Annotated in this window: 17 protein-coding genes and 1 pseudogene; 6 read left to right on the top strand and 12 right to left on the bottom strand. The window is 65.0% G+C overall.

The annotated features are described in order from the left end of the window. Positions 1-126: 126 nt before the first annotated feature. Positions 127-1,269 (top strand): annotated as a pseudogene (locus tag BVH03_RS27305) (cache and HAMP domain-containing protein); the annotation flags it as partial. Between the two features lie 12 nt (positions 1,270-1,281). Beyond that, on the top strand, positions 1,282-2,121 hold the full coding sequence (locus BVH03_RS27300; RefSeq protein WP_371915379.1) for a methyl-accepting chemotaxis protein: 840 nt from the start codon (positions 1,282-1,284) through the stop codon (positions 2,119-2,121). A 24-nt stretch (positions 2,122-2,145) separates the two neighbouring features. Here BVH03_RS27300 and BVH03_RS20330 read toward each other — a convergent pair whose 3' ends face one another. The 10 genes from BVH03_RS20330 to yrfG form a co-directional block, all read right to left on the bottom strand. Then, entirely contained in the window at positions 2,146-2,907 is a 762-nt protein-coding gene (locus BVH03_RS20330; protein WP_075962867.1) for an SDR family NAD(P)-dependent oxidoreductase, read from the bottom strand. Positions 2,908-3,116: 209 nt separating this feature from the next. Next, entirely contained in the window at positions 3,117-3,815 is a 699-nt protein-coding gene (gene urtE / locus BVH03_RS20325) for an urea ABC transporter ATP-binding subunit UrtE (RefSeq protein ID WP_075962866.1), read from the bottom strand. Between the two features lie 82 nt (positions 3,816-3,897). Continuing rightward, entirely contained in the window at positions 3,898-4,749 is an 852-nt protein-coding gene (urtD, locus tag BVH03_RS20320) for an urea ABC transporter ATP-binding protein UrtD (RefSeq protein WP_075962865.1), read from the bottom strand. Continuing rightward, complete coding sequence (gene urtC / locus BVH03_RS20315; RefSeq protein WP_075962864.1) at positions 4,746-5,834, bottom strand: urea ABC transporter permease subunit UrtC; 1,089 nt, start codon at positions 5,832-5,834, stop codon at positions 4,746-4,748. Before urtC ends, urtD begins: the two co-directional genes overlap by 4 nt. A 211-nt stretch (positions 5,835-6,045) precedes the next feature. Next, positions 6,046-7,617 (bottom strand): urea ABC transporter permease subunit UrtB, encoded by a 1,572-nt coding sequence (gene urtB, locus BVH03_RS20310; RefSeq protein WP_075962863.1) that lies wholly within the window; start codon positions 7,615-7,617, stop codon positions 6,046-6,048. Positions 7,618-7,685: 68 nt separating this feature from the next. Then, positions 7,686-8,951: an urea ABC transporter substrate-binding protein gene (urtA, locus tag BVH03_RS20305; RefSeq protein WP_075962862.1), complete on the bottom strand. Its 1,266-nt coding sequence runs from the start codon at positions 8,949-8,951 to the stop codon at positions 7,686-7,688. Positions 8,952-9,012: 61 nt separating this feature from the next. Continuing rightward, positions 9,013-9,735 (bottom strand): GntR family transcriptional regulator, encoded by a 723-nt coding sequence (locus tag BVH03_RS20300; RefSeq protein ID WP_075962861.1) that lies wholly within the window; start codon positions 9,733-9,735, stop codon positions 9,013-9,015. Position 9,736: 1 nt separating this feature from the next. After that, positions 9,737-13,366 carry an urea carboxylase gene (gene uca / locus BVH03_RS20295; protein WP_075962860.1) on the bottom strand — a complete coding sequence of 1,210 codons (3,630 nt, stop codon included), beginning with the start codon at positions 13,364-13,366 and terminating at the stop codon, positions 9,737-9,739. A 72-nt stretch (positions 13,367-13,438) separates the two neighbouring features. After that, the gene (atzF, locus tag BVH03_RS20290; protein ID WP_256574768.1) at positions 13,439-15,235 is read right to left on the bottom strand and encodes an allophanate hydrolase; all 1,797 of its coding nucleotides are present in this window, start codon (positions 15,233-15,235) and stop codon (positions 13,439-13,441) included. 286 nt (positions 15,236-15,521) lie between these two features. Further along, positions 15,522-16,181 carry a GMP/IMP nucleotidase gene (gene yrfG / locus BVH03_RS20285; RefSeq protein ID WP_075962858.1) on the bottom strand — a complete coding sequence of 220 codons (660 nt, stop codon included), beginning with the start codon at positions 16,179-16,181 and terminating at the stop codon, positions 15,522-15,524. A gap of 134 nt (positions 16,182-16,315) precedes the next feature. Between yrfG and nudE the strand changes: the two genes are divergently transcribed. After that, positions 16,316-16,882, top strand: a complete 567-nt coding sequence (gene nudE, locus BVH03_RS20280) for an ADP compounds hydrolase NudE (RefSeq protein ID WP_075962857.1) — start codon at positions 16,316-16,318, stop codon at positions 16,880-16,882. Continuing rightward, positions 16,879-17,709 (top strand): 3'(2'),5'-bisphosphate nucleotidase CysQ, encoded by an 831-nt coding sequence (cysQ, locus tag BVH03_RS20275; protein WP_075962856.1) that lies wholly within the window; start codon positions 16,879-16,881, stop codon positions 17,707-17,709. Before nudE ends, cysQ begins: the two co-directional genes overlap by 4 nt. 85 nt (positions 17,710-17,794) lie before the next feature. Here the strand turns inward: cysQ and BVH03_RS20270 are convergent, their stop codons facing one another. Continuing rightward, on the bottom strand, positions 17,795-20,725 hold the full coding sequence (locus BVH03_RS20270; protein ID WP_075962855.1) for a TonB-dependent receptor: 2,931 nt from the start codon (positions 20,723-20,725) through the stop codon (positions 17,795-17,797). A 169-nt stretch (positions 20,726-20,894) separates the two neighbouring features. On the opposite strand from BVH03_RS20270, the gene BVH03_RS20265 reads away from it, so the two are divergent. Then, on the top strand, positions 20,895-21,425 hold the full coding sequence (locus BVH03_RS20265) for a sigma-70 family RNA polymerase sigma factor (RefSeq protein WP_075962854.1): 531 nt from the start codon (positions 20,895-20,897) through the stop codon (positions 21,423-21,425). After that, complete coding sequence (locus BVH03_RS20260) at positions 21,418-22,356, top strand: FecR domain-containing protein (protein ID WP_075962853.1); 939 nt, start codon at positions 21,418-21,420, stop codon at positions 22,354-22,356. Before BVH03_RS20265 ends, BVH03_RS20260 begins: the two co-directional genes overlap by 8 nt. Before the next feature lie 298 nt (positions 22,357-22,654). On the opposite strand, the gene BVH03_RS20255 is transcribed toward BVH03_RS20260, so the two are convergent. Beyond that, positions 22,655-24,571: a beta-ketoacyl synthase gene (locus tag BVH03_RS20255; RefSeq protein ID WP_075962852.1), complete on the bottom strand. Its 1,917-nt coding sequence runs from the start codon at positions 24,569-24,571 to the stop codon at positions 22,655-22,657. Positions 24,572-24,908: the final 337 nt, after the last annotated feature.

The raw sequence follows: 24,908 nt of genomic DNA, 5'->3' as shown, positions 1-24,908 counted from the left end.
CAAACGTGAATTACCTGCGCTTGAGCGGTTCGTCGCCGAAACCACTTGCTGTAATGGCAGATCGCCTAGTACGAATAATCGTGCAGGTTGGTGAAACGCCCCGATCCGATAACGGCGGAGAACGACATGGCATTGTTTCCGGTGGCTGTAGGCAAGCGGATGACCGTAGGCGTACTGCTGTTGTTGAGCCTGACCGCCCTGGCGGTGTACTCGGTCATGGCGCTGCGTGGCAAGCCGCAGCTGATGGCGGTGGGAGTGACATCCGCCGAGCAGGCCGCCGCCGCGCTGGCGCGTCAGCTGGCACTGCAGCTCAGCGAAATCCAGGGCACCACGGCGGGCCTGGCGCATTTGGCCGAGGCGTTGCCGCGTGATGCCGAGTTGGTGCGCGGCGTGCTGCCGGGTGTGATCGACAGCCAGGGTAATGCCGCCATTGCCGGCGGCGGCCTGTGGCCCGAACCGGGTGTCTTCGAGAGCGGCGTGGCGCTGCGCAGCTTCTTCTGGGCGCGCAGCGCGAGCGGCAGCCTCGAGTACAGTGACGATTACAACGGCGCTTCCGCGACGCCCTATCAGCAGGAGTCCTGGTACGGCGCGGCGCGCTCTTCTGCAGCCGGTCGCTGCGTATGGTCCGACGGTTATCTCGACTCTGTGACCCGCGTGGCGATGACCACCTGCAGCGTTCCCTATCAGCTGGCTGGAAAGTTTGCTGGCGTGGCGACAGTGGATCTGCGCCTCGACGGCCTGGCCACTTTCCTGAGTGAGCGCGGCAACGTCACCGGTGGCTATGCCTTCGTGGTCGATCAGGCCGGCAACCTGCTGTTCTTCCCGGATGCCAATGCCACCGACGGGCTGCCGACCCTGGCCGGGCTGGTGGAGCGCGACCCGGCGATCGCACCCTTACAGGCCGCCTTGCAGGCCGCACGCGCTGGCACGCCAACCAGCATGCTCGATTTCGACGTGCGCCTGCAGGGGCGCTCCTACGTCAGCTTCGCGCCCTTGGGGGATACTGGCTGGCAGCTCGGGCTCGTGACGCCCGAGCGCCAGGTCGCCGGCCTGAGTGACCGTCTGACCGGGGAACTTCTGCTCTTCCTGCTGCCCTTGCTGGCCGTGCTGCTTGGTCTGGCATGGCTCGCCGGGCGTCGTTTGCTGGCGCAGATCGAAGAAACCACCGCGCAGATCGAGCAGCTCGGTGAGGGTGGTGGAAGCGAGTTGCCCGTCGGTCGCCGCGACGAAATCGGTGCGTTGCGCTCGGCGGTGAATCGCTACGCCGGTTCGCTGCGCGACATGCTGCTCGACATCTCGGAACAATCGCGCGTGCTCGAGCGTCAGGCTGCCGAGCTGGCGAGCCTGTCGCAGGGCATTGCCGAGCGTGCCGAAAACCAGCGCGAAGACAATGCCTTGCTGGCGACCGCCATCACCGAGATGTCGGCCAGTGCCCAGGAGGTGGCCGGCAATACCACGGATTGCGCGGATACCGCAGACCGCTCCCTGCTGTCGGCGCGTGCGGGCCAGGTGAACGTGCGCAGTAACAGCGCGTCGATTCAGGCGCTGACGCAGGAGATCGGTCAGGCCGAAGCGGCGATCGGACGCCTGGGTAGCGATATCGAGCGGGTCGGCAGCGTGCTCGACGTGATCACTTCCATTTCCCAACAGACCAACCTGCTGGCGCTCAACGCGGCGATCGAGGCGGCGCGCGCCGGGGAGCAGGGGCGCGGTTTCGCCGTGGTGGCGGATGAGGTGCGCACCCTTGCCGGTCGTACTCAGGCGTCCGCCAACGAGGTTCAGGTGATGATCGGTCAGCTACGCGATGCGTCAGGCCAGGCGGTCTCTACCATGCAGGCCGGCGTGCGCCGTACTCATGAGGCGGTCGAGCAGGCCAATGGCGTGGCAATGACCCTGGAGGGCACGGTCAATGGCTTCGAAGATATCGTCCAGCGCGCCCAGCAGATCGCCGTCGCGGCTCAGGAACAGAGCCACGTGACCCAGGAGATCAGCGAGCTGGCCGTGCGTATTCACGGCGCCAGCGAAGAGGGCGCACGCGATTCCGCAACCTTGCGCGAGCTGGGCCGAGCCATCGAAGAGTTATCCCAGCGGCTCGCGCGGATGAGTCAGGGGAGCCGGTGACGGGCAGGCGAGCCCGTCAATCGCTTACTTGTCGCGGTCGACCGCGAACGGGCCCCAGGCCTGACGGCTGGGCATGATTTCCAGGCGGTTGATGTTGATATGGGCAGGCAGGGTGGCGACGTAGAAGATCTGCTCGGCGATATCTTCCGCGCTCAGCGGCGTGGTGCTGCCGTACAGCGCATCGGAGGCGGCCTGGTTGCCTTTGGTGCGCACCAGGGTGAACTCGGTTTCCGCCATGCCCGGAGCGATGTCGGTGACGCGCACGCCGGTGGACACCAGGTCGCAGCGCAGGTTGAAACTGAACTGTTTGACGAACGCCTTGCTGGCGCCGTACACGTGGCCGCCCGGGTACGGCCACTCGCCGGCTACCGAACCGATGTTGATGATGCTGGCGCCCTTGCCGGTTTCCAGCAGCTTGGGCAGTACCGCGTGGGTGACGTTTACCAGGCCGGTGATGTTGGTGTCGATCATGGTGTGCCAGTCCTGCAGCGCCACCTTCTGCGCGGCTTCCGGGGCCAGGGCCAGGCCGGCGTTGTTGATCAGCGCGTGGATCTTGTCGAACGGCGCAGGCAGGCTATCGACCAGGGCCTGCACGGCAGTGGCATCGCGCACGTCGAGGGTGGCGATATGCACCGGCACCTTGCCTTGCAGCTCGGCCTTGAGTTCCTCCAGGCGCTCCTGGCGGCGGCCGGAAAGCACCAGCGCCCAGCCGGCCTCGGCAAAGCGGCGAGCGGTGGCGCGGCCAAAGCCGGAAGTGGCGCCGGTGATGAAAACTACCTGGGTCATGTTCTGCCTCTTGTCTGTCGTCAGTGAACACCGCCGGCCAGTGGCCTGGGCGATTGGTGCTGATCGACTGCCGGAGTGGGCTCGTCGACGCGGATCGTCGCCACCCTGGCGCCTGCGGGTTGGCCGGCAGGTGAAAGTGGGGTGGGCGGGCGGCAAGAATAACCGGCTTGGGCAGCTGCCGCGTAGGTACAGTGGCGGCCTTTTACCGCTCAGATCGCCACCAACCCGCGCACGCCGTCCGCCTCCATGGTTTCACCGCGGCCCTGCTGGACGATCTCGCCGCGGCTCATCACCAGGTATTGGTCGGCCAGTTCGGCGGCGAAGTCATAGAACTGCTCGACCAGCAGGATGGCCATGTCGCCACGGGCGGCGAGCTTCTTGATCACCGCGCCGATTTCCTTGATCACCGAAGGCTGGATGCCTTCGGTGGGCTCGTCGAGGATCAGCAAACGCGGCTGGCTGGCCAGGGCGCGGCCGATGGCCAGCTGCTGCTGCTGGCCGCCGGACAGGTCGCCGCCGCGGCGGTGCTTCATTTCCAGCAGCACCGGGAACAGCTCGTAGATGAAGGCCGGAACCTCCTTGGCTTCCTTAGCGCTGAAACGAGAGAGCCCCATCAGCAGGTTTTCTTCCACCGTCAGACGGCCGAAGATTTCCCGGCCCTGGGGCACGTAGGCGATGCCGGCGTTTACCCGCTGGTGCGGTTTGTAGCCGGTGATGGCCTTGCCTTCCCATTGCACGCTGCCCTCCTTGGCGGGCAGCAGGCCCATCAGGCACTTGAGCAGGGTGGTCTTGCCGACGCCGTTGCGGCCGAGCAGGCAGGTGACTTCGCCGACCTTCACGTCGAACGACAGGCCGCGCAGGATGTGGCTGCCGCCGTAATACTGATGCAATCTTTGGACTTGGAGCATGGTTCGATTCCTGTTTTTGGGGCTGCAGGCTTCAGGCCATGGGCGGCAGGCAAAAGCGTTCTTAGCCTGTAGCCGGGGCGCGTCAGCGCCCCAGATAAACCTCGATCACCTTCTCGTTGGCCTGCACGGCGTCGAGCGAGCCTTCGGCCAGCACGCGGCCCTGGTGCAGCACGGTGACGTGGTCGGCGATGCTGCCGACGAAGCCCATGTCGTGCTCGACCACCATCAGCGAGTGCTTGCGCGCCAGAGACTTGAACAGCTCGGCGGTGAATTCGGTTTCCGCGTCGGTCATGCCCGCCACCGGCTCGTCGAGCAGCAACAGTTGCGGGTCCTGCACCAGCAGCATGCCGATTTCCAGGAACTGCTTCTGGCCGTGGGACAGCAGGCCGGCCGGGCGCTGGCGCGAGCCGTCCAGGCGAATGGTGGTCAGCACCTCGTCGATGCGCTCGCGCTGCTCACCGTTGAGCCTGGCGCGCAGGCTGGCCCACACCGACTTGTCGGTCTTCTGCGCCAGTTCGAGGTTCTCGAACACGCTCAGCGCTTCGAACACCGTCGGCTTCTGGAACTTGCGGCCAATGCCGGCCTGGGCGATCTCGACCTCGCTCATCTGGGTCAGGTCGAGGGTTTCACCGAAGAACGCGGTGCCGCTGTTCGGCCGGGTCTTGCCGGTGATCACGTCCATCAGGGTGGTCTTGCCGGCGCCGTTGGGGCCGATGATGCAGCGCAGCTCGCCGACGCCGATGTACAGGGTCAGGTCGGTCAGCGCCTTGAAGCCGTCGAAGGCGACGTTGATGTCTTCCAGGGTGAGAATGGTGCCGTGGCGCACGTTGAGGCCACGCCCGGCACTCTGGCCCAGGCCGATGGCGTCACGGGCGCTGCCCGCTGCATCTGGAATCGGTTCGATGAGCATTTCGGGAATCGGTGCACTTCTCATGACTTGTCCCCTCGTTTGAGCAGGCCGATGACGCCCTTGGGCAGGAACAGAGTGACCACGATGAACAGTGCGCCGAGGGCGAACAGCCAGTACTCGGGAAAGGCCACGGTGAACCAGCTCTTCATGCCATTGACCAGACCGGCGCCGAGCAGCGGGCCGATCAATGTGCCACGCCCGCCGAGGGCCACCCACACGGCGGCTTCGATGGATTGCGTCGGGGCCATTTCGCTGGGGTTGATGATGCCCACTTGGGGCACGTACAACGCTCCGGCCAGGCCGCACAGCACGGCGGAAAGTACCCAGATGAACAGCTTGTAGCCGCGCGGGTCGTAGCCGCAGAACATCAGGCGGTTCTCGGCATCGCGCAGGGCGGTGAGCACCCGGCCGAACTTGCTGCGCGCCAGGCGCCAGCCCAGGTAAAGGCTACCAACCAGCAGCAGTACGGTAAGCGCGAACAGCGTGGCGCGGGTGTTCGCTGCAGTGATTTCGAAGCCGAGGATGCTGCGAAAGTTGGTGAAACCGTTGTTGCCGCCGAAGCCGGTTTCGTTGCGAAAGAACAGCAGCATGCCGGCGAAGGTCAGCGCCTGGGTCATGATCGAGAAGTACACGCCCTTGATCCGCGAGCGGAAGGCGAAGAAGCCGAATACCAGTGCCAGCAAACCAGGCGCCAGCACCACCAGGCACAGGGCCCAGAGGAAGTTGTCGGTGCCGTACCAGTACCAGGGCAGCTCGCTCCAGGCGAGAAAGCTCATGAACGCCGGCAGGCCGTCGCCGGCGGCCTCACGCATCAGGTACATGCCCATGGCATAGCCGCCGAGGGCGAAGAACAGGCCGTGGCCAAGGGACAGCAGGCCGGCGTAGCCCCAGACCAGATCCAGCGCCAGGGCGACGATGCAGTAACAGAGGATCTTGCCGACCAGGGTCAGGCTGTAGGCGGAAACGTGCAGTGCGTGCTCGGCTGGCAGCAGGTGCAGTACGGGCATGGCGACCAGCACGGCGAGTACCAGCAGGCCGACGGCCAGCGACACCTGCGGGCCGAGCCTGTGGCTGGCGCGGGCCAGCAGCGTTTGGTTAGCGGCGTTCATCGGCAAATCCCCTGTAAGCCGACCTGTGAGTGCGCGCCATGTGCGCCAACGGCGGCGGTGATGCAATCGCGGGCATGGCCCGCTCCCACAGGGTTGGCCGGTGCCTTCAAGTGCGTGCTGCCGACTTGTGGGAGCGCGCCATGCCCGCGACAGGCCGTGGTGATGCAATCGCTGGCATGGCCAGCTCCCAGGGTGCAGAAGGTCATGGTGTTCAATCGATCACCCTCCCTTTCAAGGCGAACAGGCCTTGCGGACGTTTCTGGATAAACAGAATGATCAGCGCGAGGATGAGGATCTTGCCGAGCACGGCGCCGATCTGTGGCTCCAGGATCTTGTTGGCGATGCCCAGGCCGAAGGCCGCCATGACGCTGCCGGCCAGTTGGCCGACGCCGCCGAGCACCACCACCAGGAACGAGTCGATGATGTAGCTCTGGCCGAGGTCGGGGCCGACGTTGCCGATCTGGCTCAGCGCCACGCCGCCGAGGCCGGCGATGCCCGAGCCGAGGCCGAAGGCCAGCATGTCCACACGGCCGGTGGGCACGCCGCAGCAGGCGGCCATGCTGCGGTTCTGGGTGACGGCGCGCACGTTGAGGCCCAGGCGGGTCTTGTTGAGCAGCAGCCAGGTGAGCACCACCACCGCGAGGGCGAAGCCGATGATCACGATGCGGTTGTACGGCAGCACCAGGTTGGGCAGCACCTGAATGCCGCCGGACAGCCAGTAGGGGTTGGCCACTTCGACGTTCTGCGCGCCGAACAGCACGCGCACCAGCTGGATCAGGATCAGGCTGATGCCCCAGGTGGCCAGCAGGGTTTCCAGCGGGCGGCCGTAGAGATGACGAATCACCGTGCGCTCCAGGGCCATGCCGATCACCGCCGTCACGCAGAAGGCCACCGGCAGGGCGACCAGCGGATACAGTGCCAGGGCGTCGGGCGCGAAGCGTTGGAAGAGAATCTGCACCATGTAGGTGGAGTAGGCGCCGAGCATCAGCATTTCGCCGTGGGCCATGTTGATCACCCCGAGCAGGCCGAAGGTGATGGCCAGGCCGAGGGCGGCGAGCAGCAGGATCGAGCTCAGGCTCATGCCGCTGAACGCCTGGCCGAGCAGTTCGCCGATCAGCAGCTTGCGCTTGACCTGGGCGAGGCTGGTTTCGGCGGCGGTGCGCACGCCAGCGTCGCTTTCCACGCCGGGCTCCAGCAGGTTTTCCAGGCGGGTGCGGGCCAATGGCTCACCGGTTTCGCCGAGCAGGCGCACGGCCGCCAGGCGCACCGCCGGATTGGCGTCGACCAGTTGCAGGTTGGCCAGGGCAAGGGTGAGGGCGTCGCGCACGGCGTCGTCGTCTTCCCTGGCTTGCGCCTGGGCGAGCAGCGGCAGTTGCGCCGGCTGGCCGCTCTTCTGCAATTGCTGGGCGGCGCTCAGGCGCACGGTTGCCTCACTGGCGAGCAACTGATGGCTGGCCTGGGCGTTGGCGATCAGCCCGCGCAGGCGATTGTTCAGGCGCAGTTTGCGCGGGGTGCCTTGCGGCTCGGCATCGCCTTCGGCGGCGCGGTAGCCGGCGTCGGTTTCGATGAAGGCGCGTTTGTCGCCGTCGGCGGCCACACGGCCCTGTTGTAGCGCATCGAGCAGCGGCTGGCGTGCCGGGTCGGGCTTGGCGGCCCAGCTTTCCAGCAGTTTGGCCTGCTGCGTGGCGCTGGCGGCGACGAGGTCGTCGGCTTCGCCGGCTAGCGCGGCCAATGGCAGCAGGAGCAGCAGGCTGAAGAGAATTCGGGCAAAGGCATGGGGCATGGGCGTGTCCTTGGTGTCCCGTGGCACAGGCGCCGGAGAACGACTCGGCGCCTGTGCCGCGGTGCGGATCAGTTCGACTTCACCGGGGTGTCGCCTTTGTTGTCGTTACCCTCGATGTACGGGCTCCACGGCTGGGCGCGGATCGGCCCTTCGGTTTCCCAGACCACCGAGAACTGGCCGTCTTCCTGAACCTCGCCGATCATCACCGGCTTGTGCAGGTGATGGTTCTTCTCGTCCATCTTCAGGGTGAAGCCGCTCGGTGCGGCGAATTCCTGGCCGGCCATGGCGGCGCGCACCTTGTCGACGTCGGTGGTGCCGGCCTTCTCGACGGCCTGGGCCCACATGTGGATGCCCACGTAGGTGGCTTCCATCGGGTCGTTGGTCACCACGGTGTCGGCGTTCGCCAGCTTCTTGGCCTTGGCGTAGGCCTTCCAGTCGGCGACGAACTTCTCGTTGATCGGGTTCTCCACGGACTGGAAGTAGTTCCAGGCCGCCAGGTGGCCGACCAGCGGCTTGGTGTCGATGCCGCGCAGTTCTTCCTCGCCGACCGAGAACGCCACTACCGGCACGTCGGTAGCTTCGATGCCCTGGTTGGCCAGTTCCTTGTAGAACGGCACGTTGGAGTCGCCGTTGACGGTGGACACCACCGCGGTCTTGCCGCCGGCGGAGAACTTCTTGATGTTGGCGACGATGGTTTGATAGTCGCTATGGCCGAACGGCGTGTAGACCTCTTCGATGTCCTTGTCCTGTACGCCCTTGCTGTGCAGGAAGGCGCGCAGGATCTTGTTGGTGGTGCGCGGGTAGACGTAGTCGGTGCCGAGCAGGAAGAAGCGCTTGGCACCGCCACCGTCTTCGCTGAGCAGGTATTCCACCGCCGGGATCGCCTGCTGGTTCGGCGCGGCGCCGGTGTAGAACACGTTCGGCGACATCTCTTCGCCTTCGTACTGCACCGGGTAGAACAGCAGGCCGTTGAGTTCCTCGTAGACCGGCAGCACCGATTTACGCGACACGCTGGTCCAGCAGCCGAAGGTCACCGCGACCTTGTCCTGGGTCAGCAGCTGGCGGCCTCGTTCGGCGAACAGCGGCCAGTTGGATGCCGGGTCGACCACCACCGGCTCGAGCTGCTTGCCGAGCACGCCGCCCTTGGCGTTGATCTCGTCGATGGTCATCAGCGCCATGTCTTTCAGTGACGTTTCCGAAATGGCCATGGTGCCGGACAGCGAGTGCAGGATGCCGACCTTGATGGTCTCGGCGGCCTGTACTGTCCAGGTCAGGCCCATGGCGGCGATGGACGCGGAAAGGGTGAAGGCCTTGATCAGGCTGCGACGTTGCATAGTTCGATCTCCATTCACAAACGAGTTATGTGTTGTTGGCAGTGGATCAAGGGACATCACGTCAACCCTGCGCCTGCACGGCACGCTCGCGAGCGCTGTGCAGCATGTGCAGGGTGATCTTGCGCACTTCCGCCTTGCTGACCTCGATGTGGGCCTTGAGCAACAGCTGTGCCTCTTCGCAGCGGCGCGACAGGATCGCGCCGAGAATGTGTGCGTGTTCGTCGTAGGTGGCCTTCACCCGCGGCGTCTGGGTGAAATCCAGACGGCGGATGATGCGGATCTTTTCGCTGACCTCGCCGTGCAGGCGGGCCATCTCGCGGTTGCCGGTGGCTTCCACCAGTTGGCAGTGGAAGCGCTCGTCGAGCCGGGACACTTCGCGGCCGTCTTCCAGGCGCTGTTCGGGGGCCACCATCCAGATGCGTTTCAGCTCGCTCAGCAGGGCGGGGGTTTGCTCCGCCTCGCGGTCGCACAGGCGCTTGATCGCCGCCTGCTCGAGAACGATGCGCACGTCGTAAAGCTCCTCGAAGTGGGCGAAGTCGAACGGCTTGACCTGCCAGCCGCTGCGGAAATACACCTCCAGGTAACCCTCGCGCTCCAGCCGGTACAGGGCCTGGCGCACCGGCGTGCGGCTGGCCGCCATGCGCTCGGCGATTTCGCCCTCGCTGAAGCGGTCGCCGGGCAGCAGGCGAAACTCGAAGATGTCGTCCTTGAGCTGCCCGTAGATGCGTTCGGCGAGATTCTCCGGGCGCTCCTTGCCGCGCCTGATCGGGTCGACCAGTTGCATCTCAGGCCGCCTCGCCCGGTTCGAGCACCAGCAGCGCGTCACCCGGGGTGACCGCCTTGCCCGGCTGGCAGCGCACGGCCTTGACCGTCCCGGCCAGTGGTGCGATGACCGCCAACTCCATCTTCATCGCCTCGACCACCAGCAGCGTGGCGCCGGCCTCGACGTACTGGCCGGGCTCGACCAGCACCTTCCAGACGCTGCCGCACATATCGGCGCTGACCAGGTGGCCGTCGACGGCTTCGTTTTCCTCCAGGCTGGCAGTTGGCGCGGTGTGGCTGTCGGCATCGTCGTCACGCCACAGCAGCACTTCGGCGTCGAAGGCCTGTTTCTGCTGGCGCTGGAAGTCGCTGATGCTCTGCGCGTTGTCGGCCAGGAAGCCCTGGTATTCGGCGAAATCGAAGGTGCTCTGCTCGATCTTGATCTGCGCGCGGCCTTCACGGAACGCCTCGCGGAAGTCGTCCAGCTCGGCCTCGCTGACCGGGTAGAAACGCACCTGGTCGAAGAAGTGCAGCAGCCACGGCTGGCCGCCCTCGAACTGGGCGTTCTTCACGAACTTGTTCCAGATCGGCAGGGTGCGGCCGACCAGCTGGTAACCGCCGGGCGAGTCCATGCCGTAGATGCACATGTACATGCCGCCGATGCCCACGGTGCCTTCGGCGGTGTAGGTCCGCGCCGGGTTGTACTTGGAACTGAGCAGCCGGTGACGCGGGTCGAGCGGCACGGCGCAGGGCGCGTCGAGGTAGACGTCGCCGAGGCCGAGAATCAGGTAGCTGGCGTCGAACAGGATGTCGCGTACGTCCTCGCGACTGGCCAGGCCATTGGCTCGCTGGATGAAGTCGACGTTGTTCGGCAGCCACGGCGCCTGGCTGCGCACCGTCTCGCTGTAGCGGGTGACGGCAGCGAGGGTGGCGCTGTCCTCGAAGGCCATGGGCAGGTGGACGATACGGGTCGGCACCTTAAGGCCTGCCACGTCACCCAGGCTGGCTTCCAGGCGCAGCAGGTGATCGAGCAGCGCCCGCTGATGCAGCACGCGGCTGTCATAGCGCAGTTGCAGGGAGCGCACGCCGGGCGCCAGTTCTTCCAGGCCGGCGAGCGGCTGGGCCTTGAGCGCCTCCATCAGCAGGTGCACGCGCAGGCGCAGCGCCAGGTCGAGCACGTTGTCGCCGTATTCGAGCAGGATGTAGGCATCGCCCGCCTGGCGATAGACCGCGCGCGGGCGGCTGCCATCGGCGGGCAGCTCAGCCAGTACGGTCGCGGAAACCGTATCGCCTGGCTGCAGGCTCGGCGCCGGCAATTGCACGGCGCTGACCGCGCTCAGGCTCTGCAGGCTGGCCAGTTGCGCCTGCTCCAGGGCCTGGGCCTGCTCGAAGCTGATCGGGTGAAAACGCAGGGTATCGCCTGGCTTGACCTGGCCGACCTTCCACAGCTCGGCCTTGGCGACGGTCACCGGGCAGACGAAACCGCCCAGGCTGGGGCCGTCCTTGGTGAGGATCACCGGGAAGTCGCCGGTGAAGTTGATGGCGCCGATGGCGTACTCGCAATCATGCACGTTGGACGGATGCAGGCCGGCCTCGCCGCCGTCGGCGCGGGTCCAGCTCGGCTTCGGGCCGCTCAGGCGCACGCCCAGGCGGTTGGAGTTGTAGTGCACCTGCCAGTCGGCGGCGAAGAACTGCTCGATGGCTTCGGGCGTGAAGAAGTCCGGCGCACCGTGGGGGCCGTAGAGCACACCGATGTTCCAGGTCGTGCCGTACTCGGGAATCAGGCTGGCATCCAGCGCCTGGGGCTCGCTGACCGGCACCGGCGTGGTGCAGGCCGGCAGCCCCGGTTGGGAGATGGCCAGCATGTCGGCGGTGCGCAGGGTACGCCCGGCATGGCCGCCGAACTGGCCGAGGGCGAAGGTCGAGCGGCTGCCCAGGTACACCGGCACATCGAAGCCGCCGCGTACCGCCAGGTAGGTGCGGCAGCCACTTTGCGCGCGGCCGAGCTTGAGCACCTGACCGGCCTTGATGGCGATTGGCGCCCAATAGGGTACGGCTTCGCCATCCAGTTCGGCCGGGCAGTCGGCGCCGGCGAGGGCGATCAGCGCATCGCTGTGAAAACGCAGGCTCGGGCCCTGCAGGGTGAATTCCAGGCCGGCGGCACTCTCGTGATTGCCGACGATGCGGTTGGCCAGGCGGAAGGCGTAATCGTCCATCGGCCCGGACGGCGGCACACCGATGTCCCAGTAGCCGAGGCGGCCCGGGAAGTCCTGCACGCTGCTGTAGGTGCCGGGCTCCAGCACTTCGACCATCTGGGCTGTGTAGCTGAAGGTATCGAGCAGGCGCGTCCAGATCTGCGCGCTGTGGAAGCGCGGCTCGGCCACCACCTGGCGCAGGTAGTCGAGGTTGCTGGCGATGCCGTGCAGGCGGGTTTCGCCCAGGGCTTTGCGCAACTTGGCGATGGCCTCATCGCGGCTCGGCGCGTGGACGATCAGCTTGGCGATCATCGGGTCATAGAAGGCCGACACTTCGCTGCCGGTACTCACCCAGCCATCGACGCGTGCGTCATCCGGGAAATGCACGTCGGTGAGCACGCCCGGGCTGGGCTGGAAGTTCTTCAGCGGGTCTTCGGCGTAGATGCGCACTTCGATGGCGGCGCCTTGCGGAGCGCGGCTCAGGGCGGCCCAATCCAGCTCATCGCCGGCGGCCACGCGCAGCATGCATTCGATCAGATCGAGGCCGGTGACCATCTCGGTGACCGGATGCTCGACCTGCAGGCGAGTGTTCACTTCGAGAAAGTAGAAATCGTCGCGGGCGGCGTCGTAGATGAACTCCACGGTGCCGGCGCTGCGATAGCTCACCGACTCGCCGAGCTGGATGGCCGCCGCGTGCAGGCGCTCACGGGTAGCTTGTGGCAGGTTCGGCGCCGGGGTTTCCTCGACCACCTTCTGGTTGCGCCGCTGCAGCGAACAGTCGCGCTCGCCGAGGGCGGCAACGCGGCCTTTGCCATCACCGAAGATCTGCACTTCGACGTGTCGCGCCTGATCGACGAAACGCTCGATGAAAACGCCGGCGTCACTGAAGAACTGCTCGCCCATGCGCTTGACGCTGTCGTAGGCGCTGGCCAGGGCCACGGCATCGGCGCAGCGGGTCAGGCCGATGCCGCCGCCGCCGGCGGTGGTCTTGAGCATGATCGGATAGCCGATGGTTTCCGCTGCGCCCAAGGCTTCGTCCAGGCTCTGCAGCAGCGCGGTGCCGGGCGCCATCGGCACCTGGGCGTCGGCGGCCAGTTCACGGGCGCGGTGCTTGAGGCCGAATTCGCGAATCTGCGCGGGCGTCGGGCCGACGAAGGCGATGCCGGCGTTCTCGCAGGCCTCGGCGAACTCGGCGCTCTCGGAGAGGAAGCCGTAGCCGGGATAGATGGCCTGGGCGCCGGTTTCTTTTGCGGCGGCGAGGATCTTGTCTATGCGCAGGTAGCTGTCGGCAGCCTTGTCACCGCCAAGGGCCACGGCCACGTCGGCATCACGTACGTGCTGGGCATTGCGGTCGGCATCGGAATACACCGCCACGCTCTTCACGCCCAGGCGCTTGAGGGTGCGGATGGCGCGGACGGCTATCTCGCCACGGTTGGCGATCAGTACGGTATGGAACATGGGTTGCTTCTCCAGGCAGATTCGGCGGCAGGTCTTTGGTCGCTCCCTCTCCTTTGCTGGAGAGGGCGCTGCTCACTTCCTGGTGCTGGCGATAAAGGCGCGCCAACCGCCGAAGCTGGTGATGTCGCGAGCGTCACCCAGGGCCCAGGGCTCGCAGATGAACCCCTTCACGCTGCGCCCGTCGGCCAGGGTCAGGTTGCCGATGCCCAACGGTGCGGGAATCTCGGCGACGAACTCGCCAAAGCGCGCCAGGGGGATGTCCCACAGCTCGACGATGATCGAGCTGCCGTCGGTGCTGCGCGCCAGGCCCGGTTTAGGCGGCACGGTGCCGGCCAGGGCGTAGAGGCGATAGTCCGGTGAGGTCAGGGTCTGCTCGACCAGCACTGCGTCGCGGGTGGTCAGTTGGAAGTTCAGTGGCATGCCGGTCAGGTGTGCGCCCACCACCGCGACCCGTACGCTGCCCGCCGGTATCGCCGTGGCAGCGGTTTGCGGCGGCAGGGCACGGCCGGTGGCGCCCAGCGGCAGTTCCAGGCTGGCCTGCCAGCGTTTGCCGAAGGCCGCCAGGGCGCGGTCGTGCCAGGCCGGGGCGAGCAGGGTGATGCCGGCGGGCAGGCCGTCGTCGCGCAGGCCGGCCGGCAGCGCCAGGGCGGACAGGTCGGCGAGGTTGGTGAAGTTGGTGTAGGTGCCGAACTGGCTGTTGAACAGCACCGGCTCCTGCTGCATTTCGGCAAGGCTGCGAATGGTCGGCGAAGTCGGCACCACCAGCGCATCGAAGCCGGCCAGCGCGTCGTTGATGATGCGGCTCAGTTCAGCGCGCAGGTACTCGGCCTTGTAGGCGTCGCAGGCGCTGTACTGGTGGCCGTTCTCGACGATGCCGCGCACCACCGGGTCGATATGCGCCGGGTCGACGCCTTCCACGGCAACCGTGCGCTCGGCGACCCAGGGGCCGTAATAGAGCTGCTCGGCCAACTGGCGGAACGGGCTGAAGTCGATGGTCTGGAGCGTCACGCCAAGGCTTTTCAGCTGCTCCAGCGCGTGCTCGAAAACGGCCTGGGTCTGGCTGTCGCCAAAGTACTCCAGGCTGTCCGGCACGGCGAAGGTTGGTGCGGCCTGCATGCCGACCGGTGCGCTGTTGGGGTTTTGCCTTGAGTAGGCGTCGGCGGCGTCGTAGCCACCCGCGATGCCCGCCACGGTTTCGGCATCGCCCACCGTGAGGGCGAACACCGAGATGCAGTCCACGCTGCGGCACGCCGGCACCAGGCCGGTGTTGGGCAGCCAGCCCTTGGTCGGCTTGAGCCCGACGATGTTGTTGAAGCCCGCGGGTACGCGGCCCGAGCCGGCGGTATCGGTGCCCAGGGAGAACGGCACCAGGCCGCGGGCGACCACGCTGGCCGAGCCGGAGCTGGAGCCGCCACTGACGTAATCGGCATTGAAGCTGTTGACCACGGCGCCATGGGGCGAGCGGGTGCCGACCAGGCCGGTGGCGAACTGGTCGAGGTTGGTCTTGCCGATCAGGATGGCGCCGGCAGCGCGCAGGCGGGTGACTACCGTGGCGTCGGCCTCAGCCTGGTAGGCAAATTCCGGGCAGGCGGCCGTAGTGGCCCAGCCGGCAGCGTCGATGTTGTCCTTGATGGCGAAGGGCACGCCGTACAGCGGCAGCTTGCTCTGCTGGCCTTCGGCCTGGTCGAGCAGCGCCTGCAGATGGCTCAGCTGGGCATCGAGCTGCGCTTCGGTGGCGAGGCTGATCCAGGCGTTGTCGGCCGTATCGAGGGCCGCCAGCAGACCGTGCAGCAACTCGGCGGGTTGGGCGGCGTCACGGTAAGCCTGTTGCCAGTCGGCGAGGGTAAAGGCGAAGGAGGCGTGGGACATGCGCTGAGATTCCATCTTGTATCCAAGTTGAAATCACTAGAGCAATAGCGGTGCCAATTTTTAATTGATTGATTTATATGGAATTTGTCTGATGATCATGGATTTTTAGCCGGTTTTCGCACCGCGGCGGGGCGCGAGCGAAGCCTTTTGGTGCGGCGATTGTTGGAGGCAGAAGCAAGTAAAGCGGACATCTAGCGGTCTCGTAGGACGGGCTTTAGCCCCCGAGCTTTTTATCGAGGCAAACAAAAAGCTCGCGGCTGAAGCCGCTCCTGCAAAAGCATTACGCTCACAGCCCCAGCAACAACTCCCGGTAATCGCCCACCGCTGCGAACTCCTCGGTTTCCTTCACGCCCTTGCGGCTATCGGGTTCGTACACCGCCAGCAGGTGTTTCACGCCGAAGCGCCCGGCGCTGCGCAGGATCGGGATGTTGTCGTCGATGAACAGGCTGCGCGCCGGCTCGAACGCCAGGTCCTGCTGCAGGGCTGCCCAGAACTGTTGGTCTTCCTTGGGAAAGCCATAGTCGTGGGAGCTGATCATGCGGTCGAAGTAGGGCGCCAGTTCGATGCGCTCCAGCTTCAGCGACAGTGAGTCGCGGTGGGCGTTGGTGATCATCACTACCTGTTTGCCAGCCTGACGGATGGCGGCGAGAAAGGTGTCGGCATCCGGACGCAGGGCGATCAGGTCGGCGACTTCGCGCTTGAGTTCCTTGATCGACAGCTTCAGTTCGCGGCTCCAGAAGTCCGTGCAGTACCAGTTCAGCTGGCCGGCGTGCTCGGTGAACAGCGGCTGCAATTCGGCATCGGCCAGGACGCGGCTGATGCCATGGTGCTCGGCGTAGCGCTGCGGCAGGTGTTCGAGCCAGAAGTGGTTGTCGAAATGCAGGTCCAGCAGGGTGCCGTCCATGTCCAGCAGGACGGTGTCGATGTCGGACCAGGGCAGGTTCATGGCGAGGCAACTCTCCAAACGGTAAATGGCAGTACGCTGCCTGCAGGTCGTCAAATGCTACGGCGAGGACGCAGACAATCAGGGCAGGCGCGGTATGATAACCGTTCCGGTCAGCCCAGCAGCAGGACTCACCCATGCGTCAGAAACCTACCATCACCGCCCGCGAGATCGTCGCCAGCAGCCGCCTGTTCCGTGTCGAGGAGATCCAGTTGCGCTTCAGCAACGGCGCCGAGCGCACCTATGAACGGCTGGTCGGGCGTGGCACCGGCCATGGCGCGGTGATGATCGTGGCCATGGCCGATGACGAACACGTGCTGCTGGTCGAGGAATACTGCGGCGGCACCGGCGAATACGAGCTGTCACTGCCCAAGGGCCTGATCGAGCCAAACGAAGACGTGCTCGATGCCGCCAATCGCGAATTGCAGGAAGAGGCCGGCTTCGGCGCCCGTCGCCTCGAGTACCTGACCGAGCTGAGCCTGTCGCCGGGTTACATGAGCCAGAAGATCCAGGTGGTGCTGGCCCGCGATCTTTATCCACAGAGCCTGCCAGGCGATGAGCCTGAGCCGCTGCGGGTCGACAAGGTCAGCCTGCGCGAACTGTCCGCGCTGATCCAGCACCCGCAGTTCAGCGAAGGCCGCGCCCTGGCGGCCCTTTATCTCGTGCGTGACCTCCTGGAACAGCGCGGGGAGCTGAGCCGATGAGTCATCCGTTACTGCCTGGCGTGCTGGATCTGGTGCAGCGCGCTGGCGCGGCCATCCTGCCGTTCTGGCGTCAGGGCGTGCAGGTGGTGGAAAAAGCCGATGCCTCGCCGGTCACCGCCGCCGACCTGGCCGCCCACGGCATCCTGGCCGAGGGCCTGCTGGCGCTGGAGCCGAGCATTCCCGTGTTGTCCGAGGAAGATGCCGATATTGCCCTGGGCGAGCGGGCCGGCTGGTCGCGCTGGTGGCTGGTCGACCCGCTGGACGGCACCAAGGAGTTCATCGCCGACAGCGAGGAATTCACCGTCAACGTGGCGTTGATCGAACACGGCGAAGTGGTCTTCGGCGTGGTCGGCATTCCTGCCACGGGCGTGATCTATCACGGTGGCCGCGCGTTCGGCGCCTGGCGGATCGAGCCGGGTAAGCAGCCGCAGGCGATCACCATGCGTGAAGCGCCAGCCGCTGGCCTGACGGTAGTCGCCAGCCGCCGCCATGGCAGCGCCCTCCAGGAGCAGTTGCTGGCCGCGCTGGTGGCCCGTTTCGGCGAGATCGAGCGGGTCAGCGTCGGCAGTTCCCTGAAGTTCTGCCAACTGGCCGAAGGCAGCGCCGACTTCTACCCGCGCCTGGCGCCCACCTCGCAATGGGACACCGCGGCGGCGCAGGGCGTGCTGGAAGGCGCAGGCGGCGTGGTGCTGACGCTGCAGGGCGAGCCGCTGCGCTACGAAGCTCGCGAGTCGTTGCTCAACCCGTTCTTCCTGGCGTTGCCGGCGCAGACCGAGTGGCGTGAGCTTGTGCTCGAGGAAGCAGGGCGCCTGGGTTCGGGTAGCTAGGTGTCCATTCGGGCCTGATCCTGCACAGCGCTGGGGGTGGCAACGAATGCAACATCCGTCCCTTCGGTGTTCACAGCTTTGGCGCTCAGAACCGGCTTACCACTCCTAGCCGCCAGGTCCGCCCCGGTGCCGGCATGAAGCTCTGTGCCAGCGGGTCCAGGTAGTATCGATCCGTCAGGTTCTGCACCGACACATTCAGCTCGGTGTGCTCCAGCAGGTTGTACTTGAGGAACAGGTCGAACAACGTCACCGAGCGGTAGTCGATCTGCGATGTGGTCGCGCCGGTCTGCCAGGGCTTGTCTATCTGGGCTGTTGGTCCCGAGCTGTAGGTCATGCGCCCGCCCATGGTGAGCGCCTCGTTGAAGAAGCGCATCCCGCCGAGCAGATTGGCCGAGAAGCGAGGCGGGTTCTGAGTATTGGTGTACGAGCCCATATAGCTGCCCGGTGTGCAGTCCGGGGTGTCCTGGGTGCGTTGGTAGCGATTGGCGCTGGCGCGCAGTTTGGCGGCGAAGGCCGCGTCGCAGGTCTCGGTCATCAGGTAGTAGGTGGCCGAGACGTCGGCGAACGCACGCCCGGCATCGTAGCGCGACTGCAGCTCCAGGCCGCGGGTGCGGAAGCTGTCGGTATTGCTGAAGGTCATCTGTCCCCACAGGCCCGGACTTGGGTCGTAGTAGCGGGTGATGTAGTTCTTGATGTCGTTGTCGAACCAGGCCAGCTTTGCTGACGCCTCGTCGCCTGGGGTCAACAGGTCGCTACGCAAGGCACTCACGCCCACTTCCCAACTGCGCGAGCGCTCGGGCTTGAGGTGCTTGCCAGGGGTGACCTGGTGGGTGCCCTGGCTGGTTTCGAACAGCGATGGTAGACGCAGCCCCTGCGTGTAGGAAGCATAGGCGAAGGTATCCGGCAGGAACTCGACATTGATGCCGAAGGCCGGTGAGAAGCCACCGCCGCTGCTCTTGCCCTGTGGGGTGTAGTCGTAGCCGGTGACTACGTCGATGACGTCTTCAGGATGGACCACCACGTTGGTCGCGCCGGACTCGTTAAACGGCACGCCATTGAACGGCTCGTTGCTGTCCTCGAAGACGATGCCGTTGTTCAGGCGTGGGTCGGTAGCGTCTGTGTACTGGCCGTTCTGGTCGGGCAACCACATCATGTTGCCCCAATGTCCCGGGCTGCTGGCGTTGATCCAGCGCATTTCCAGCTCCTCGAAGCGCGCCTCGGCCAGCACAGTGTGGTCCTTGGTCTGGTAGTGGGCATAGCGACCTCCGCCCCACAGCGTCACCGCGTCGGTGGGCTTGTACGCCAGGTTGCCGTTGACGCTGAATTCCTGACGCGACGCGTCGTGCAACATGCGGTTGGCGTTGATGTCGTGCTGGGTGGAGACTACTTTCTTCTGCGGTTGCAGGTCCTCGAGCTGGAAGGCACCGCCCAGGTCGAGCTTGAAACTTCCATGGGCGGTGGCGAGGCGTGAAACGTTGTTCAGGTCGCCGCCAATGCGGCGGTTGTCTTGGCGGCTCCAAGCGCGGTCTGTGCGGAACAGCTGCGATTTTGGCGCCAACCAGGCCGCGCTCAAGGTACTGGTTTTCGAGTCGGTCATCCATAGCCTGCTGGTGAGGTCCACCCATGGATTTTCCTCGGGCTGGTAGTGGTAACGCGCGGTGTAGGTGTCGATCTGGATTTCGCTGGTGGGATACTGGTAGATGCCGCCGGTACCGGAGCGGAAGATATCCGACGGCATGATCTCGCCCATGTGTCCGTCGAAGCGGCGGTAACCCAGATCCAAGGTATGCTCGTCGGCCAATCGCCAGGTGGTCTTGAGCAGGTAAGAGTCGGTCTCGAGCGACGAGTTGAGCACCTCCCCGCCGGCGTTGTAGGTATTGGCGACGCTGGGTTGCTCTTTACCGTGGCGGTCGTAGAGCCGGTAGCTGTCCAGGCCCTTCTTGCCGGAGAAATAGTTGCCCTGGTTGCGGCGCGCATAGGCCGCCACCAGGTCGAAGCGTTCATGGGCGTAGGCGAAGGCAGCGCTGCCGGACTCAGCCTTGGAGCCGAACAGGCTGCCGCGTTCGTCGCGCGGCACAGCTCTCAGGTCCTCGTCCTTGGCGTTGCGGTTGCGCTGCTCGGGCTCCGCGCCGTTGTTCCACAGGTTGCCGGTCAGGCGTACGCCGACGTCCTTGCCATCGAGCAGAATGTCATCGACGCCGATGGTCTTCATCTCCACCGAGCCGCCGATCGCTCCCGAACGGGTGCTGGGGCCCTTGGTCACGGTGACGCTGCTGATCAGGTCGGGGTCGATGTAGCTGCGCTGCTGAGTGCCGGCGTAGCCGCGGTAGACATTCAGCGCCTGCTCCGAGCCATCGACCCTGACCGCCACTCGACTCTGCCCCTGGATACCGCGGATGTTGACATCCAGCGCGCCGCCGTTGCGGCTGTCACCCACCTGGACACCGGCTACGCCCTTGAGCATGTCGCCCACCGAGACGGTGCTAAAGCGATCGAGGTCTTCGCGTGACAGGTGCACCGTCGAGCGTGGGGCGCGGTAGGCCTCTAGCTGCATGTCGAGCAGCTGGGTCGACTCGACCAGCGTTGGCGTCAGTTCGCTAGCCGTTTGCGCCGGCTGCTGCCGAGGCGTAAGCACATAGACGCCGCGTGAAGTCGGTAGTAGCTGCAAGCCGGTGTTGACCAGCAACAGCCGTGCGCCCTGCTGCTCGCTATAGCGCCCCTTGAGTGCTGCAGCGGTGCGTCCGCGGGTCAACTCGGCGTCATAGGACAGCAGGAACCCAGACTGGCGGGCGAAGTCGCTAAGCGCAGTGCCCAGCTCGCCCTGCGCAATGTTGTAGTCGTGCAGTAGGGCATCATCCCTCTGCGCTGCTGCTATGGCGTTGTTGTCTTCGGCCAGGGCGAGTGGCAGGTCCATCGCCACCAGACAGCCAAGCAATGCGCAATGCACGGCCAGGCTGATCGCAGACGGACGTTGCAAGGGGCGTGAAATTGGGTGAAGCCGATGTGGTATGGGCATGCTTATCTCAGGAGTAGGGAGTTGCGCCCGATGACTGCGGGCTTACACCCTCTCTGTCGCATGAGTGACGAAAAGGTATATCGCGGGTAGGAATTTTTTCTGGCGTATAGTCGATTTGCAGATGATAATCATTATTGATTGATTATTTGTCTTTCGAATCGTTGCTGCTATGAACTCATCCAACATAAGTGTCTCCTCTCGCTGCGTTGCAGCGTTGTATCGGGAACACCATGCCTGGTTGCGCGGTTGGCTGGCCTATCGCCTTCGATCCTGGGGGCGCGACGTGGCCGATGATCTGGCACAGGATGTCTTTGTCCGAATACTCGACAGTCGTAGCCCGCTGCAACCCGAAGCCCTACGTCAACCACGGGCCTACCTGACCTGCATTGCCAACTGCGTGCTGGTCGGTTGGCGACGGCGTCATTCACTGGAGCAGGCATGGCTTGACGCCCTGAAGCTGGTACCTGCAATGAATCATCCGTCGCCGGAACAGCAGAGCGTCATTCTCGAGACATTGCACGAGATAGATGCCCTGCTCGATGCGTTGCGACCGCGAGTCCGGCAAGCCTTCTTGATGGCGAACCTCGATGGCATGAAGCAGAAAGACATCGCTCGGGCCTTGAATATCGCCCTGCCGACGGTGAAGAAGTACGTCCGTGAGGGCTACGTGGCATGTCTGGCTCAGATGACCGATGAGTGAGGAACCTATCGCTCAGTCCGTATTGGCCCGGGCTGCCTCATGGCTGTTGCTGATGCAGGATGCGCCGTTGACCTCTGCGCAACAGGCAGAGCTGGAGAGTTGGCGTCGTAGCGACCCACAACACGAGCGGGCCTGGCGGCGTGCACAGCGCCTGCTGTCGCGGTTGGGCTCTCTTCCATCGGGATTGGCCTCCCAGACATTGTCGCGCCCTTCGCCTAGAAGCCGTCGAGACGTGTTGCGAGGTTTACTCATCCTGCTCGGTGCGGCCCCGTTGGGCTGGTGGGGCTGGCAAAGGGCCTCGGTAGGTAGCACTTACCTGACTGCCTTGGGCGAGCGACGAGAGATACAGTTGGTGGATGGCACTCAGCTATCTCTCAACAGCAATACCGTGCTGCATATTCGCTTCGCTGCCGAGCAATGCCTGCTGCATCTGGAGCAAGGAGAGATCTACCTTGCCACTGCAACCGATGCAAAACGCTCATCGCGCTCGTTGTGGGTGCGCACTGCCCAAGGCCGGATGCAGGCCCTAGGTACGGCATTCAGTGTTCGTCAGCTCTTACAAGAGACTCAGCTTGCGGTGTATGAGGGCGCGGTACGCGTTCACCTTGAAGCTGTTGAAAGCCACGTCACCGTTCGAGCCGGGCAGCTGCGTTTCACCCGCGACCGGTTCGGCGCCATCGAGGGAGTTGTGGCCGCCCAGTTGGCCTGGCGTAACGGGCTACTAGTAGCCGATGACATGTCGTTGCAGCAATGGGGTCAGGAGCTGATGCGTTACAGCGACCAAGTCCTTGACTGTGATCCGGTCATCGCTGATCTGCGTATTTCAGGCGTCTTCCCTGTCGATGATCTGCCGTTGGCCCTGAGCATGCTGGCTCAGAGTCACAACCTGCGCATGCGCAGCGACGCTGGCAGGGTATTCATCAGCCGTTGAAACGGATGGATTGCTTCCGTGAGTCGACCTCTCTGGCATTGATCGGCCAGCTATCCTCAGCACATGAAACCGAGCGGGTAGCATCAATACGACCCGGAACAGTCGGTATTGGCCGTCGATGCGGGTAGCCCGAACGACTTGCCGGAGGGTTCGTGCTTATAATCGAGTCGTCGTTCGAGCGCAGATGCGCGAAACGAGAGAGCAGGTGCAGCATGGATGATTCAAGGCGAAGGAGCCGGTTCGCGGGCAAGCGAACCTGCAGCAGGAATGCTCATCGCCCGCCAGTCGGCCGGTGCAATCAGTCCAGCATGTCGCTGTAGCGATCATCCTGTTTATAGACGAGAGGCTGGGCGAAGCCCGGCACCTTGATCTGCGCGTCATCGATGGCGATTTCGGAGTCGTCGATCAAGTCGTTGCCGAAGTTGTAGATGATCTCCAGTTGGCCCTTGGTCGCCTGCTCGTCGTAGGCCTGGGCATTGGCGCGGGTCTGTTCGCGGCGTTGCTGATAGGCGCTGAACGCCGCCTCGCCATGGCGCTTGCGCAGCATGCGCTCGACCACCTGGGGGGCGAGCACCACGGCGCTGGCGTTGTTGCCGCCGAAGCCCTTGGAGTTGATGAAGCACACGTCCATGCGCTGGTCGTGGCGGTCGACGTTGCTGATGCTCAGGTGCTGCTGGTGCACGTCGCCTGCCACTTCATCGATGGTCTTGATGCCGGGGATGATGCCGTACTTGAAGGTGCCCAGGGCGGAGATCACCTGGTCGCCACTGGCGGTGGCCAGGGAGTGGCCGACGAAGGCTTTCACCGCCGCGACCGGCCAGCTGTCGATGGCGAAGGCGGCGGCGACGCGGTCCAGCAGTTCGGATTCGGTGACCCGGTTGGCTGGGGTGCTGGAGCCGTGGGCATGCACGAAGCTGCGCTGGCGCACGGCGTCGATACCGACCAGCTGAGTGGCAGCGGCGACGGCCTTGGCGACGGTCAGGTAATTGCCCGGGCCTGGCGCGGAAATGGATTTCTTGAAGCCGTCGGCGTTGATGAACACGTCGGTGGCGGCGCCATGGATGTCGGCACCCAGCTGCAGGGCCAGCTCGTCGTCCATCAGCACCACGAACTGGCAGGCTTCGGAGAGGGTGAAGCCGCAGTTCTCGCCGAACGGCCGGCTGGCGCGGCGGAAGTCGACCTCATCCTGGGCCATATCGCTCTTGCCTTCGATCAGGCGCAGGCCGTCTTCGGTGGCCAGGGCGCCCATGGCGCCATAGCCCTCGATGCACTCGGCGTTGATCGGCGCTTCGCTGTTGCCGACGATCACCACGCGGGCCTTGCCGGCGTTGATCTGCTCGATGCCCTTCTGCAGGTTGTACAGAAAGGTGGCGCAGGCGCCGGTGACGCTGCCGGTGGTGCCGACGCTGCCCAGCACGTAGGCGTTGATGAAATCGGCCGGCATGGTGTTCAGGCCCAGGGCCAGCTGCTTGGAGCTGACGCGGTGGCCCTTGAGGCGCGACTGCATGAGGCCGCCGAAACCGTTTTCGTCGAGCTGGCTCATGATGCTGCCGGCGAACACGGCGATCTCGTCCGGCGCCACGTGGTCGACGATGGTTTGCCATGGCACGCCGGTGGCGCGCAATGCGTCGGTCACGCCGACCACGGCCATCTGCAGGCCGCGGGGGTGGAAACGCGAGTTGTACAGCTCGCCGGGTTCGAAGCCGGTGGGCAGCTGGCCGGCGGATTTCACTGGCAGCGCGCGGTAGCTGTCGACCTTGAATTCACAGTGGTCATGCAGGGTGACGCGCACGTCGTTGCCATTCAGCTCCTCGACCGACCAATTGGCCGGCAGGGGCTCGGGCAGCTGCTTGCGGCTGCTGACGAAGGTCAGGCTGCCGGCTTCGCCACCCACCGCGATGCTCTTGTGCCAGTGGGCGGCATCGGGATCCAGGTGCTGCTTTTCGATGCGGCGAACCAGGGTTGAGGCGAGAATCTGCGCACCGTAGCGGCGTTCGATGTCGGCACGGGACAGGGCTTCGCCATCCTGGCTCTGGTAACGGCCATCCACCACGCGCACCAGCTTGGTCATCACCGCCAGACCGGTAAGGGTTTCCTGGCGTGCCTGGTCGTCCAGCGATTCGATCACCGTACGGCGGAAACCGTGGTGGAAGGAGCTGCGGCCAGCGGCGTTGTAGCCACCGAAACCGACGATCACAGGCAAACGAGACTTCACGCGGACACTCCTTAAACTATTCAGATCGGCACGCAAAACAGGCGCGTGCCGGGTCAGCGGATCGAGGCGCAGCGCGCTTTCTTGATTTAAGAAGAAGGCGCCATGATGACTTTTCAGGTGCCTATGCTGACGCGATCCATGACCCATAAGTCACGACTGGATACAAGGTTACCCGTTATCGCGGGCGGCGGCACGACCCATATGTGCTACGGCCCCAACGAAGAAGCCCGGCGCTAGGCCGGGCTTGATTCTTGTTGCACTGAACAGGCTGCTCGACGGCTCGCGAGCCAGAGCCCTGCTGGTAGCGCCGCAGGGCGTGGCAGCCGCCTGGCAGGCT

Origin of the sequence: Pseudomonas sp. PA15(2017) (genome assembly GCF_001945395.1) — a bacterium.
GTDB lineage: Bacteria > Pseudomonadota > Gammaproteobacteria > Pseudomonadales > Pseudomonadaceae > Aquipseudomonas.
This window is presented reverse-complemented; position numbering and strand designations above follow the sequence as displayed.